The following is a 13560-nucleotide window of genomic DNA, read 5'->3' on the forward strand; positions in this document are numbered from 1 at the left end:
TGTCCGAATTGAAGATGAAACCGATCCAAGTGGGCCTGCTGGGTGCAGGTGTGGTGGCCAGCGGCGTGGTGCAGGTGCTGCAGCGCAATCGTGCGGAGATCCAGCGTCGTGCCGGTCGCGGCATCGAGGTCGCTGCGGTGGCCGCGCGTGACGTGACCAAGGCGCGCGCCTCGCTCGGCAGCGAGGTCGTGCTGACCGAGGATTTCGACGCGCTGGTGCGCCGCCCCGACATCGACGTGATCGTCGAGGTGATCGGCGGCACGACCCGGGCGCGCGAACTGGTGCTGGCCGCCATCGCGGCCGGCAAGCCGGTGGTGACGGCCAACAAGGCGCTGCTGGCGGTGCATGGCACCGAGATCTTCGCCGCCGCGCGCGAGCGCGGCGTGGCAGTCGGCTTCGAGGCGGCGGTGGCCGGCGGCATCCCGATCATCAAGGCACTGCGCGAGGGCCTGACGGCCAACCGCATCGGCTGGATCGCCGGGATCATCAACGGCACCACCAACTTCATCCTGTCGGAGATGCGCTCCAAGGGTCTGGACTTCGCCACGGTGCTGAAGGAGGCACAGCGCCTGGGTTATGCCGAGACCGACCCCACGTTCGACATCGAGGGCATCGATGCCGCGCACAAGGCCACGATCATGAGTGCGATCGCCTTCGGCACGCCGGTGCAGTTCGAGCACGCCTACATCGAAGGCATCACCAGGCTGCAGGCGGCCGACATCCGCTATGCCGAACAGTTGGGCTACCGCATCAAGCTGCTGGGCATCACCAAGCGCCGCGACGACGCGCAAGGCATCGAGCTGCGCGTGCACCCCACGCTGATCCCGGGCACACGCCTGATCGCCAACGTCGAAGGGGCGATGAATGCCGTGGTGGTGCAGGGCGACGCGGTCGGCTCGACGCTCTACTACGGCAAGGGCGCCGGTGCCGAGCCCACGGCCTCGGCCGTGGTCGCCGACCTGGTCGACGTGACCCGGCTCATCACGGCCGACCCCGATCACCGCGTGCCGCACCTGGCCTTCCATCCTGATTCAGTGGCCGCCACACCGATCCTGCCGATCGAGCAGACCATCACGGCCTTCTACCTGCGTCTGCAGGTGGCTGACAAGGCCGGCGTGCTGGCCAACATCACCCGCATCCTGGCCGATCATGCGATCTCGATCGATGCCGTGCTGCAGCGCGAGTCGGCCGAGGGCGAGAGCCAGACCGACCTGATCATCCTGACCCACGACACGCTCGAAGGCAAGATGAACGCGGCGCTGGCGCAGATGCAGGCGCTGCCGACCGTGCTGGCGCCCATCGTGCGCATTCGCAAGGAAGAACTGTCCTGATGACCCACCTCCGTTGCGGCTTCGCCGCTCCCCCTCAAGGGGGCGCCACCATCGGCCCGGCGAAGCCGGAGCCTCGGCGGCAGCTGGAAGGGGCCGTGGCGGCATGATCGTCGTGAGTCCGAATCGTCCATGAACTACCTCAGCACCCGTGGTGACACCACGCCGCGCGGCTTTTGCGACATCCTGCTCGAAGGCCTGGCGCCGGATGGCGGGCTCTACCTGCCGGAGCGCTATCCGCGGGTCGACGCGGCCACGCTGGCGCGCTGGCGCGGCCTGTCGTATGCCGACCTGGCCTTCGAGATCCTCTCGCTGTACATCGCCGACATCCCCGCCGCGGACCTGCACATGCTGGTGCACAAGACCTACACGCGCGAGATCTTCGGCACGACGCAGATCACGCCGCTCAAGCCGCTGGAGCCCGGCATCGCGCTGCAGGCGCTGTCGAACGGCCCGACGCTGGCCTTCAAGGACATGGCGATGCAACTGCTGGGGAACCTGTTCGAGTACGAACTGGCGCGCCGCGGCGAGACGCTGAACATCCTGGGTGCGACCTCCGGCGACACCGGCAGCGCGGCCGAGTACGCGATGCGCGGCAAGCAGGGCGTGCGCGTCTTCATGCTCAGCCCGCACGGCCGCATGAGCCCGTTCCAGCAGGCGCAGATGTTCAGCCTGCCCGACGCCAACATCCACAACCTCGCGATCGAGGGCGTGTTCGACGACTGCCAGGACATCGTCAAGGCCGTCTCGAACGACCTCGAGTTCAAGCGCCGCTGGCGCATCGGCACCGTCAACTCGATCAACTGGGCGCGGCTGCTGGCCCAGGTGGTTTATTACTTCGCCGGCTATTTTCAGGCCACGAAGACGAACGACGAGCGGGTCAGCTTCGCGGTGCCGTCGGGCAACTTCGGCAACGTCTGCGCCGGTCACGTGGCGCGCATGATGGGCCTGCCGATCGATCAGCTGGTGGTCGCCACGAACGAGAACGACGTGCTCGACGAGTTCTTCCGCACCGGCAGCTACCGCGTGCGCGGCGCGGCCGACACGCACGAGACCTCCAGCCCGTCGATGGACATCTCCAAGGCCAGCAACTTCGAGCGCTTCGTGTTCGACCTGCTGGGCCATGACTCGAACGCGGCCGCGCGCACCCGCCAGCTGTTCGGCGACGACATCGCGCGGCACGGCGGCTTTGCGCTGACGCCCGCCGAGTTCGCGCGGGTGCGAGAGTTCGGCTTCGTGTCCGGCAAGAGCACCCACGCCGACCGCGTGGCGACGATCCGTGACACGCAGCAGCGCTTCGGCGTGACCATCGATCCGCACACCGCCGACGGCCTGAAGGTGGGCCGCGCCCACGCGAAGCCCGGCACGCCCCTGCTGGTGCTCGAAACCGCACTGCCGATCAAGTTCGCCGCCACCATCATCGAGGCACTCGGCCACGAGCCGCCGAGACCGGCCGGGCTCGACGGGCTGGAGCAGCTCCCCAGACGCTTCAAGGTCATGCCGGCCAGCGCATCGACGGTGCAGGCCTACATCGTCGAGAATGGCTCGACATGAGGGCTGTCGCCGGATGAAGGTCGTCGGTTTCTGCGGGTACTCGGGCTCGGGCAAGACCACGCTGGTCGAGCAGCTCGTGGCGCGCCTGCGCCTGGCCGGGCACCGCGTCTGCGTTGTCAAGCACGCCCACCACGACTTCGACATCGACCAGCCCGGCAAGGACTCGCACCGCCACCGCGCCGCTGGCGCCTACGAGGTGGTGATCGCCTCCAACCGGCGCCTTGCGAAGATCCGCGAATACGACGTTGAGGCCGATCCGAATCCGCACCAGCTGATCGCCGAGCTGTCCGATGCCGACTGGGTGCTGGTCGAGGGCTTCAAGCACGCCGACCTGCTGAAGATCGAGATCTGGCGTGCCGAGACCGGGCAACGTGTCCAGTACCCGCACGATCCCTTCGTGGTCGCGATCGCGACCGACAGCCCCGAGGCCTTGCCGCTGCCGACCCAGCTGCCTGTGCTCGATCTCAACGACGCCGACGCAGTCGCTGCCTACTTGCTCGGCCAAGCCGCCCGCCACGAGTACCGCTCCCCCTATGACGACGCCGACAACGAAGCCACTTATGTCGACACCGACACCGACACCGAGGCCGATGCTGAGCCTGCCCGACGCGCTGGCGCGGCTGCTCGCCGGCACGACGGCACTGGCTGAGACCGAAACGGTCTCCACCTTCGAGGCTCTCGGCCGCGTGCTCGCGGTTGACGTGGCCTCGCAGCTCGACGTGCCGCCGCACGACAACAGCTCGATGGATGGCTATGCGCTGTGCGCCGCTGACGTGCCCGCACCCGGCACGCTGCTGCCGGTCAGCCAGCGCATCGCGGCCGGGCAGGTCGGCGCGGTGCTGGTGCCCGGCACCGCGGCGCGCATCTTCACCGGCGCACCGATGCCGGTCGGCGCCGATGCGATCGTGATGCAGGAGCAGTGCGACGTGGTCGAGGGGGGCGTGCGCGTGAACCTGCAGCCGACCCCGGGGCAATGGGTGCGCCGCCAGGGCGAGGACGTGCGTGCCGGCAGCGTGGTGCTGGCACGCGGCGAGCGGCTGACGCCGCAGGCGCTCGGCCTGGCTGCCTCTGTCGGGGCGGCGACGCTCTGCGTGGTGCGCCGGCCGCGCGTGGCACTCTTTTCGACCGGCAATGAACTCGTGATGCCCGGCGAGCCGCTCAAGCCCGGCACGATCTACAACTCCAATCGCTACACCTTGAGAGCCTTGTTGCAGGCCGCCGGCTGCGATGTCAGCGATCTCGGCATCGTGCCCGACCGGCTCGATGCCACGCGCGATGCGCTGCGCCGTGCGGCCAAGGGCCACGACCTGATCCTGACCTCGGGCGGTGTTTCGGTCGGCGAGGAAGACCACCTGAGGCCCGCGGTGCAGGCCGAGGGCCGACTCGACCTGTGGCAGATCGCGATCAAGCCCGGCAAGCCGCTGGCCTTCGGCGAGGTCCGTGGCGACGGGGGGGGCCGTGCGGCGCTCTTCATCGGCCTGCCGGGCAATCCGGTGTCGAGCTTCGTGACCTTTCTGGTCGCCGTGCGCCCGGTGCTGCGGGCGCTGCAGGGTATGCCGCATGCCGAGCCGCCCGGCCTGTCGTTGCGCGCCGATTTCGACTGGCCCAGGCCTGACATACGTCGCGAGTTCCTGCGCGCCCGGCGCAACGCTGCAGGAGGGCTCGAACTGTTCGACAACCAGAGCGCCGGCGTGCTGACCTCGGCGGTCTGGGCCGAGGGCCTGATCGACAACCCGCCGGGTCGGGCCATCGCGCGGGGCGAGACGGTTCGTTTTCTTCCGTTCGCGGAGCTGCTGTCATGAAGGTGCAGGTGCGCTACTTCGCTTCGGTCCGGGAGGCACTCGGGCCCGGCGAGACCATGGAGCTCGAAACGGGAGCGAGGCTGTCCGACTTGCGCGACCGGCTGATCGCTCGCGGTGGTCACCATGCCGATGCACTGGGCCGCGGTCGGGCCCTGCGCATGGCGATGAACCACGCGATGGTGGGCGATGAAACCCAGACCGTGGGCGAGGGCGCCGAGATCGCATTCTTTCCCCCGGTTACCGGCGGTTGAGGCGCTGCGCCGCCGCGTGGGACAGACAATGAGGTCTCCCGGATCCTGAGCACGGTTACCGGGTATACCCTTTGCTACGAGTCGGGTGGGGGCAGCGGTCTATGCTGCCATTCCCGCTGCCCACTTCGCCATGATCCCGATTCCACGCAACTCCGACCCGATGAGCGGCTCCTTGCCGGGCACGGCTGCCCGCGCATCGGTCGTCGAGCCGCAGCGGCTGCCGGCCGGAACGGCCGTGGGCAGTTTCGTGCTGCAGAAAGTGCAGGCGCACGACGAGTTCAGCCTTCGCTACCTGGCGACCGCGAGCGCGTCGGCCGTGGAGGTGACGATCGAGGAGTTCGCGCCGGCCGGCATTTCGCTGCGCGATGCGGCCGGCACGCTGCACCCCCGCTCGCCCGCGCATGCCGCCTTGTGGGAAGAGGGACTGCAGGCCTATCTCCAGGAGTCGGAACTGCTGGCCCGGCCCTTGCACCCTGCCTTGGTGCGCATCGGCGCGGTGTGGCAGTTGCGGGGCACGGCCTATCGCCTGTGGCCACGCGTCGAAGGGCGCACGCTGGCCGAGCTCTGTGCGGCGATGAGCGAGCCGCCCACCGAAGACTGGCTGCGCCGTCTGCTCATGCCCCTGCTCGATGCACTCGAGAGCCTGCACGAGGCGGGGTGGGTGCATGGCAACGTGTGTCCGGGTCAGATCCTGGTCCAGGCCGACGGCGCGCCGATGCTGCTCGACACGGCGGCGGTGCGAACGGCCATCGGCTCGCGCATGCCGCAGCGTGGTGCGTGGCCGCAGGTCGACTTCCGGCCGCCCGAACTGACGGAGCCTCCGGGCGAGCATGCGGCGGGGCCGTGGTCCGACCTGTACTCGCTCGCGGCTGTCGCACGGTTTTGCATGAACGGACCGGGGGGGACGCCTGGTGTGCCGCAGCAGACCGGGCCGCTCGCGGCAGGGCGGTACGCCAGCGGGTTCGTCGCTGCCTTCGAGCGTGCGTTGGCGCCCGATCCGCGGGAGCGGCCACAGTCGGCTGCCGCGTTCAGGCAGCAACTGCAGGGGCCGACGGCGCTGCGCGAGTCCGCAGCGGTGGTCCCCGAGCGCCGCGGGCTGGCGCTCTCGGACATCCCGGTGCTGACCGCGCCCTTTCACGATCGAGACTTGACGTGGCCCGCGCGCGGCGCCATCGACATCGAGCGCGGCAGCGAACGGCCCGAGGCGCGGACCGAGCCCAAGTTCCATGGTGGATCGCCGCGCCGCCACGTGCCGGCGCGAACACCGCGGCGCTGGCCCTGGGCAATTGCCGGTGTGCTGGCGGTCCTGATGGTTGCCGCTGTGGCCCTGTACCAGCTGAGTTCGTACCCGAAGCCGCAGCTCGCGCGCGCGGCGCCAGCGAGCTTGCCGTCGGCCGTGCCGTTGGATCAGGCCATCGATCGGGAACCGCCGGCCGCAGGGGCGGTGCCCATGGCCGCAGCATCCGCGGCGGCGGCACCGGCGTCGAGCCCGGGACTTGTCCCTCTGCAGCCTGTGGCGCCGCAGGAGGCGGTTCGTCAGCCGGATCCGGGGACTGTCCGCCAGGGCCAGGCCATCACAAAGCCGCCGGTAGCGAGTGAACGTCCGCAGGGTGTGGCGTCCGCACCCGGTGCGATGCCATCACCACCGTCTGCCGCTGTTGCGGCCCGGCGTGAAGCCGTGCCCGACAGTCCGTCAGCAGCGTGCACGCCGCGCACCAACTTCGCCTTGTACCGGTGCATGCAGGGCCAGTGCGAGCAGAGCCGGTTCTACGCACATCCGCAATGTGTCCGGCTGCGGCAACGCGACGAACTGCCTTCTTGAGCGTGCACCGCCCGCTCGCATGGCCGTGTGGGCAGTGCGAGAATCCTGGGCGATGAAGGCCGGCCGCGTGACGATCCAGACCGAGGACTTCGACCTGTCGGTCGAAGTCGCTGCGCTGCGGGCGGGCGATGGCGGCGTCGGTGCCGTCGCCAGTTTCATCGGCACCGTGCGCGACCGCAATGAGGGGGCCGACGTCAGCCGCATGGAACTCGAGCACTATCCCGGCATGACCGAAAGTGCCATCGAGACGATGATCGATGCGGCCTTCGAGCGCTTCGACCTCCTGGGCGCGCGCGTCATCCATCGTGTCGGCCCGCTCGACGCGGGCGAGCAGATCGTGCTGGTGGCCGTCAGCTCGGCGCACCGTGGCCAGGCTTTCCAGGCCTGCGAGTTCCTGATGGACTACCTGAAGACACAGGCGCCGTTCTGGAAGAAGGAGCAGACGCCCGAGGGCGCCCGCTGGGTCGATGCGCGTGTCGCCGACGACGATGCCCTGAAGCGCTGGGGCATTGCGGCGAGCAACGCGTGACGGCACCGATGTCCCCGACGTTGCTGCAGGCGCTGTGCGTGGCCGCCGGCTCGGCCGTGGGCGCATTGCTGCGCTGGCGGGTGGGTCTGTGGCTGAACCCGGTCTGGAGCGGTTTTCCGCTCGGCACGCTGGTGATCAATGCGTCCGGCGGCCTGGTCATCGGCGCGGCGGCGGCCTGGTTGTCGCAACGTCCCGACGATCTACTGCGACTGCTGCTGATGACCGGGCTGTGCGGCGGCTTCACGACCTTCTCGGCCTTCTCGCTCGAGTCGCTGACGCTGCTGCAACGCGGCGCCTTCGGCGTGGCGGTGGGGCACACGCTGGCGCACGTGCTGGCCTCGCTGGCCTGCGCCGCGGTCGGCTGGGCCATGGCGCAGGCCTGGTTGGCGGCTCGCTGAGCGAGCCGGCTTGACGCAGATCAAGCCGGCCGCGGCTTGAAAAGCCACGCTGCGGGACCCATCTTCGGTTGAATTCGGAGGACTGTTCCCCATGCGTATCGACAAATTCACCACCAAGTTCCAGGAAGCGCTGGCCGATGCCCAGAGCCTTGCCGTCACGCGCGACAACCCCTACATCGAGCCCGCTCACGTGCTGGCGGCGATGCTGGCGCAGCCCGACGGTCCGAAGTCGCTGCTCGACCGCGCCGGCGCGAACACTGCGGCGTTGAAGACGGCGATGGAAGTCGCCCTCAACGGACTGCCGCAAGTCCAGGGGGGGCAGGGCGTGCAGCCAGGCCGTGACCTCGTCACGCTGCTGCAGGCCGCCGAGAAGGACGCCGCCAAGCGCGGTGACCAGTTCATCGCCAGCGAAATGTTCCTGCTCGCGCTGACCGATGCCAAGACCGATCTCGGCGGCATCGTGCGTGGTCACGGCCTGACCCGCAAGGCGCTGGAAACCGCGATCGATGCGGTGCGCGGCGGCCAGAAGGTCGACTCGGCCGACGCCGAAGGCCAGCGCGAGGCGCTGAAGAAGTACACGATCGACCTGACCGCGCGCGCCCGCGCCGGCAAGCTCGACCCGGTGATCGGCCGCGACGACGAGATCCGCCGCGCGATCCAGGTGCTGCAGCGGCGCACCAAGAACAACCCGGTGCTGATCGGCGAGCCCGGCGTCGGCAAGACCGCCATCGTCGAGGGCCTGGCGCAGCGCATCGTTGCCGGCGAGGTACCCGAGTCGCTCAAGAGCAAGCGCGTGCTGGTGCTCGACATGGCGCTGCTGCTGGCCGGCGCCAAGTACCGCGGCGAGTTCGAGGAGCGCCTGAAGTCGGTGCTGAAGGAAGTGGCGGCCGACGAGGGCCAGACCATCGTCTTCATCGACGAGATCCACACCATGGTGGGCGCCGGCAAGGCCGAGGGCGCGATCGACGCCGGCAACATGCTCAAGCCCGCGCTGGCGCGCGGCGAGCTGCACTGCATCGGCGCGACCACGCTGGACGAGTACCGCAAGTATGTCGAGAAGGACGCCGCGCTCGAGCGTCGTTTCCAGAAGGTGCTGGTCGGCGAGCCGAGCGTGGAGGCGACCATCGCCATCCTGCGCGGCCTGCAGGAGAAGTACGAGGTCCACCATGGCGTGGAGATCACCGACCCGGCGATCGTCGCCGCGGCCGAGCTCAGCCACCGCTACATCACCGACCGCTTCCTGCCCGACAAGGCCATCGACCTGATCGACGAGGCCGCGGCCAAGGTCAAGATCGAGATCGACTCCAAGCCGGAGGTGATGGACAAGCTCGACCGCCGCCTGATCCAGCTGAAGATCGAGCGCGAGGCGGTGCGCAAGGAGAAGGACGAGGCCTCCCAGAAGCGCTTCGGCCTGATCGAGGAGGACATCGCCAAGCTCGAGCGCGAGGCGGCCGACTTCGAGGAAGTCTGGAAAGCCGAAAAGGCCACGGCACAGGGCTCGGCGCATCTCAAGGAAGAGATGGACCGCCTTCGCACCCAGGTCGAGGAATTCAAGCGCAAGGGCGACTTCAACAAGGTCGCCGAGCTGCAGTACGGCCGCTTGCCCGAACTCGAGAAGAAGCTGAAGGACGCGCAGGCCAAGGAAGCGGGTGCCGGCGCGGCCGGCAAGCCGACGCTGCTGCGCACGATGGTGGGCGCGGAAGAAATCGCCGAGGTCGTGGCTCGCGCCACCGGCATCCCGGTCGCCAAGCTGATGCAGGGTGAACGCCAGAAGCTGCTCGACATGGAGGTCAAGCTGCACGAGCGCGTGGTCGGTCAGGACGAGGCGATCCACGCCGTGTCCAACGCGATCCGCCGCTCGCGTGCAGGCTTGTCCGACCCGAACCGCCCGACCGGCAGCTTCCTGTTCCTCGGCCCCACCGGCGTCGGCAAGACCGAGCTGTGCAAGGCGCTGGCCGGCTTCCTGTTCGACAGCGAGGACCACCTGATCCGCATCGACATGAGCGAGTTCATGGAGAAGCATTCGGTGGCGCGCCTGATCGGGGCGCCGCCCGGCTATGTCGGCTACGAGGAGGGCGGCTACCTGACCGAGGCGGTGCGCCGCAAGCCCTACAGCGTGCTGCTGCTCGACGAGGTCGAGAAGGCCCACCACGACGTGTTCAACGTGCTGCTGCAGGTGCTCGACGATGGGCGGCTGACGGATGGCCAGGGCCGCACGGTGGACTTCAAGAACACCGTCATCGTGATGACCAGCAACCTCGGCTCGCACCTCATCATGCAGATGGCGGGGCAGGATCCGGAGCTGATCCGCGAGGCGGTGTGGGGCGAGGTCAAGGAGCACTTCCGCCCCGAGTTCCTGAACCGCATCGACGAGACCGTGGTCTTCCACGCGCTCGACGCGAAGCACATCGAGACGATCGCCGGCATCCAGCTGAAGGCGCTGGAGGCGCGGCTGGCCAAGCTCGACATCCGGCTCGACGTGTCGCCGGCGGCGCTGGCAGAGCTGGCCAAGGTCGGCTTCGACCCGGTGTTCGGCGCGCGGCCGCTCAAGCGTGCGATCCAGCAGCGCATCGAGAACCCGCTGTCCAAGCTGCTGCTGGAGGGCCGGTTCGCGCCGAAGGACGTGGTGCCGGTCGACGTCGACCCGATCCGCTCGCCGGGCGAATTCAGCTTCGAGCGGGTGGTGCACTGACGGCCCGGCGGCCGGCTCAGGAGGCCGGTCGCCGGTGACGAACGCCGCGGGCGCGGTTCAGGCCTGCGGCGGCGGCGCGTTGGGACGCCGGGCGGCCAGCAGCAGCGCGTCGTCGAACCGGCGCAACTGGAGCTGCACCAGCGCCAGCGTCACGTGAGGCTTGTCGAGCACGACGTGCAGCGCCAGGCCCGGGTGCCCCGGCAGCGGGCGCAGCAGCAGGTGGTGCTGGCCGAGGGTGATCGAGGTGTCCGGCACCGCCGCGCCCAGCCCCAGTGCGCGACTCGCGCCCATCATCGTGGCCAGCATGGCGCTGCCGTGGCGGCCCAGGTCGTCCGGGCCCGGCCGTGCGCCGGCGTGACCCACCGGGCGGCCGCTCATGATGTCGAAAGCGCAGGCGCTCACGACACCGGCGAGCTGGCTCAGCTCGTGCAGGTAGTGCTCGAGCGGCTCGTCGTGGGCCGGTGAGGGCGCACCGACCACCGGCATCGGCGTCGGTGGCGCTGCGGTGGTCGCCGGGTTCGGCGCAGTGACCGTGGCGGCTGCATGGGCCGTGCCGAGCAGCGGCAGCGAGTTCGCGTCCTGCCCCGGCTTCGTTTGGCGCTGCAGGGCATTCCAGGCCAGGCACAACTGGCTCCAGACATCGGCAGGGCGCGTGACCTGCGCGGTCGGCGTGGCGTCGATCGCGGTGGCCGCGCGGAACTTGGCGATTTCGGCCGGCAGCGTGGCCCCGGCGGCCAGCGGCATGAAGAGCAGGCGCCGGCAGATCCAGCCGCCGCGCAGCACCGCTTCGCGCCAGGGCGCCAGCGCACTCGTCAGCGCGTGGGCAGGCAGATCGCCGACCATCACGATACCCAAGCGGCCACGGCCCAGCAACACGCGGGCCATCGACTGGCGGGTGTGGGTGTCGGCATCGACCTCGGTGCTGTAGAGCCGCACGCTGCGGCCATTGGCGGCCGGGCAGTCGACGTACTCGATCGTTGCCAGCACCGTGCCGGCGCCATTGCGCCGCACCACCAGCCGCTGCACCGCGCGCTGACTGGCCGCAGCGATGCCGCCGAGCAGCTTGCGCGAGGCCGAGGTGCCCAGGTCGTGTACTGCGACGAACTCGGGTTGCAGGTGGTCGAACTGCTGGGTCAGCGCGTCGGCCGGCTCGCAGGCGACGAACAGCTCGCGCACGCCGTTGCCGACCGCCCGACCGATGTCCTGCGCGTCGGCGGCTTCGTCGGGGCCGCCACCGTTGCCGTTGTTGGCGCGCGGGGAAATCTGCGTCTGCACGCGCGTCGCTTCCCAATCGTGGGCAGACGAAGGGGGCCGGCTGGATCGGCTGTTGCGGTCGGGGGGGAAACTCATGGACGACGTCTTGCTGGACAGCGACCCGGCGTGAATGTCACGAAGTGTAATGCGCGCGGTAGCCCGGATGCGGTGCATCGACCGTGCCGCGGGGGATGCGTGGGGGCGTCGATAGAATCTTTGCTGATGTCGTGCCGTTGCGGCGCGTCCACGTCCCGAAGCCCCCGACATGCCGACCCGCCACGAAGCCGTGACCCCGTCTCCCGTGGTGATCATCGGCGCCGGCCTCGCCGGCCTGACCGTCGCGCTGCAACTCGCGCCCACGCACCCGGTGGTGGTGCTGGCCAAGCGCAACCTCGACGAAGGTGCCACGGCCTGGGCGCAGGGCGGCATCGTCGGCGTGCTCGGCAGCGACGACAGCATCGAGAGCCATGTGCGCGACACCCAGGATGCGGGCGCCGGCCTGGTCGACGAGCACACGGCGCGGTTCATCGCCCAGCACAGCGCACAGGCCGTCGAATGGCTGGTCGAGCGCGGCGTGCAGTTCTCGGCGGACCCGGAAGGTCCGCTCGGCCTGCACCTCACGCGAGAGGGCGGCCACGCCGTGCGGCGCATCGCACATGCCGCCGACGCAACCGGCAAGGCCATCCACGATGTGCTGCTCGACGAGGTCAGGCGCCACCCCAACATCACACTGCGCGAGCGCTGGATGGCGGTCGACCTGATCACCTCGCGGCATCTCAAGGCCGATGGTTCGCCACGCTGCTACGGTGTCTACGCACTCGACATTGACCGCCAGCGCGTCGAGACCCTGCCGGCCGCGGCGGTGGTGCTGGCCACCGGCGGCGCCGGCAAGGTCTACCGCTACACGACGAATCCCGACACCTCCACCGGCGACGGCATCGCGATGGCCTACCGCGCCGGCTGCCGCGTCGGCAACATGGAGTTCATCCAGTTCCACCCGACCTGCCTGTACCACCCGCAGGAGCGCAGCTTCCTGATCACGGAGGCGCTGCGCGGCGAGGGGGCGCACCTGAAGCTGCCCAGCGGCGGGCCGGGTGTTCCGGGCGGCATCCGCTTCATGGCGGCGCACGACGAGCGGCTCGAGCTCGCGCCGCGCGACGTGGTCGCCCGCGCGATCGACTTCGAGATGAAGAAGCACGGCCTCGACCACGTGTGGCTCGACGCCACGCACCTCGGCGAGGCCTTCCTGAAGTCGCATTTCCCGACCATCTTCGCGCGCTGCCTCGCGCTCGGCATCGACATTTCGAAGCAGCCGATCCCGGTGGTGCCGGCCGCGCACTACACCTGCGGCGGCGTGGTCACCGACCTCGACGGCCGCAGCGACCTGCCAGGGCTGTATGCCGTGGGCGAGACCACCTACACCGGCCTGCACGGCGCCAACCGGCTGGCCAGCAACTCGCTGCTCGAGTGCGTGGTGCTGGGCAAGACCTGCGCCGAGCACATCCTCTCGCAGCACGAAAGCGGTCGGCCCGCGCTGCCGGCCTGGGACGAAAGCCAGGTCGAGAACGCCGACGAGCAGGTCGTCATCTCGCACAACTGGGACGAGTTGCGGCTGCTGATGTGGAACTACGTCGGCATCGTGCGCACCACCAAGCGCCTGGAACGGGCACTGCACCGGATCAAGCTGCTGCGCAGCGAGATCGACGACTACTACGCCAACTTCCGCGTCACGCGCGACCTGCTGGAACTGCGCAACCTGGTCGACTGCGCGGAGCTCATCGTGCGCTCGGCGCTCAGCCGCCACGAGAGCCGGGGCCTGCACTACAGCCGCGATTTCCCGCAGACGCTGCCGGTCAGCTTCCCGACCATCCTGACGCGCAAGCCCAAGCGCAAGGCCGCTCCCTGGGCGGCCTGAGCCGCGCGCGGCCCG

11 protein-coding genes are annotated in these 13560 nt (G+C 69.5%); 10 read left to right on the forward strand and 1 reads right to left on the reverse strand.

The features are described from left to right. Nucleotides 1-14: 14 nt before the first annotated feature. The 9 genes from ACQY9S_RS05210 (at nucleotide 15) to clpB (ending at nucleotide 10376) form a co-directional block, all read left to right on the forward strand. Nucleotides 15-1331 (forward strand): homoserine dehydrogenase, encoded by a 1317-nt coding sequence (locus ACQY9S_RS05210; protein ID WP_428423595.1) that lies wholly within the window; start codon nucleotides 15-17, stop codon nucleotides 1329-1331. Between the two features lie 129 nt (nucleotides 1332-1460). Then, nucleotides 1461-2882 (forward strand): threonine synthase, encoded by a 1422-nt coding sequence (thrC, locus tag ACQY9S_RS05215; RefSeq protein WP_428423597.1) that lies wholly within the window; start codon nucleotides 1461-1463, stop codon nucleotides 2880-2882. Then, nucleotides 2869-3531, forward strand: coding sequence for a molybdopterin-guanine dinucleotide biosynthesis protein B (gene mobB, locus ACQY9S_RS05220; protein ID WP_428423599.1), 663 nt, complete (start codon nucleotides 2869-2871; stop codon nucleotides 3529-3531). The genes thrC and mobB overlap by 14 nt, the downstream gene beginning before the upstream one ends. Continuing rightward, nucleotides 3473-4684, forward strand: coding sequence for a molybdopterin molybdotransferase MoeA (locus ACQY9S_RS05225; protein WP_428423601.1), 1212 nt, complete (start codon nucleotides 3473-3475; stop codon nucleotides 4682-4684). The genes mobB and ACQY9S_RS05225 overlap by 59 nt, the downstream gene beginning before the upstream one ends. Then, on the forward strand, nucleotides 4681-4935 hold the full coding sequence (locus tag ACQY9S_RS05230) for a MoaD/ThiS family protein (protein ID WP_428423603.1): 255 nt from the start codon (nucleotides 4681-4683) through the stop codon (nucleotides 4933-4935). The genes ACQY9S_RS05225 and ACQY9S_RS05230 overlap by 4 nt, the downstream gene beginning before the upstream one ends. 130 nt (nucleotides 4936-5065) lie before the next feature. Then, on the forward strand, nucleotides 5066-6757 hold the full coding sequence (locus ACQY9S_RS05235) for a serine/threonine protein kinase (RefSeq protein WP_428423605.1): 1692 nt from the start codon (nucleotides 5066-5068) through the stop codon (nucleotides 6755-6757). A 52-nt stretch (nucleotides 6758-6809) separates the two neighbouring features. Further along, entirely contained in the window at nucleotides 6810-7286 is a 477-nt protein-coding gene (locus ACQY9S_RS05240) for a molybdenum cofactor biosynthesis protein MoaE (protein WP_428425583.1), read from the forward strand. 8 nt (nucleotides 7287-7294) lie between these two features. Next, a complete protein-coding gene (gene crcB / locus ACQY9S_RS05245; protein WP_428423607.1) occupies nucleotides 7295-7684 on the forward strand; it encodes a fluoride efflux transporter CrcB in 390 nt (129 codons plus the stop codon). 91 nt (nucleotides 7685-7775) lie between these two features. Beyond that, nucleotides 7776-10376: an ATP-dependent chaperone ClpB gene (clpB, locus tag ACQY9S_RS05250; protein ID WP_428423609.1), complete on the forward strand. Its 2601-nt coding sequence runs from the start codon at nucleotides 7776-7778 to the stop codon at nucleotides 10374-10376. A 57-nt stretch (nucleotides 10377-10433) separates the two neighbouring features. Here clpB and ACQY9S_RS05255 read toward each other — a convergent pair whose 3' ends face one another. Beyond that, a complete protein-coding gene (locus ACQY9S_RS05255; RefSeq protein WP_428423611.1) occupies nucleotides 10434-11726 on the reverse strand; it encodes a hypothetical protein in 1293 nt (430 codons plus the stop codon). A 169-nt stretch (nucleotides 11727-11895) separates the two neighbouring features. Between ACQY9S_RS05255 and nadB the strand changes: the two genes are divergently transcribed. After that, nucleotides 11896-13545, forward strand: coding sequence for an L-aspartate oxidase (gene nadB / locus ACQY9S_RS05260; protein WP_428423613.1), 1650 nt, complete (start codon nucleotides 11896-11898; stop codon nucleotides 13543-13545). The last annotated feature ends 15 nt before the right edge of the window (nucleotides 13546-13560 follow it).

The organism is Methylibium sp., from assembly GCF_965279545.1.
Taxonomy (GTDB): Bacteria; Pseudomonadota; Gammaproteobacteria; order Burkholderiales; family Burkholderiaceae_C; genus Methylibium.

Bases quoted from the DNA above. Each gene is read 5' to 3' on its own strand.
- ACQY9S_RS05235 (WP_428423605.1), top strand. From the start codon at position 5,066: ATGATCCCGATTCCACGCAACTCCGACCCGATGAGCGGCTCCTTGCCG.
- crcB (WP_428423607.1), top strand. From the start codon at position 7,295: ATGTCCCCGACGTTGCTGCAGGCGCTGTGCGTGGCCGCCGGCTCGGCC.
- thrC (WP_428423597.1), top strand. From the start codon at position 1,461: ATGAACTACCTCAGCACCCGTGGTGACACCACGCCGCGCGGCTTTTGC.
- mobB (WP_428423599.1), top strand. From the start codon at position 2,869: ATGGCTCGACATGAGGGCTGTCGCCGGATGAAGGTCGTCGGTTTCTGC.
- ACQY9S_RS05240 (WP_428425583.1), top strand. From the start codon at position 6,810: ATGAAGGCCGGCCGCGTGACGATCCAGACCGAGGACTTCGACCTGTCG.
- ACQY9S_RS05225 (WP_428423601.1), top strand. From the start codon at position 3,473: ATGCTGAGCCTGCCCGACGCGCTGGCGCGGCTGCTCGCCGGCACGACG.
- ACQY9S_RS05255 (WP_428423611.1), bottom strand. From the start codon at position 11,726: ATGAGTTTCCCCCCCGACCGCAACAGCCGATCCAGCCGGCCCCCTTCG.
- ACQY9S_RS05210 (WP_428423595.1), top strand. From the start codon at position 15: ATGAAACCGATCCAAGTGGGCCTGCTGGGTGCAGGTGTGGTGGCCAGC.
- ACQY9S_RS05230 (WP_428423603.1), top strand. From the start codon at position 4,681: ATGAAGGTGCAGGTGCGCTACTTCGCTTCGGTCCGGGAGGCACTCGGG.
- nadB (WP_428423613.1), top strand. From the start codon at position 11,896: ATGCCGACCCGCCACGAAGCCGTGACCCCGTCTCCCGTGGTGATCATC.
- clpB (WP_428423609.1), top strand. From the start codon at position 7,776: ATGCGTATCGACAAATTCACCACCAAGTTCCAGGAAGCGCTGGCCGAT.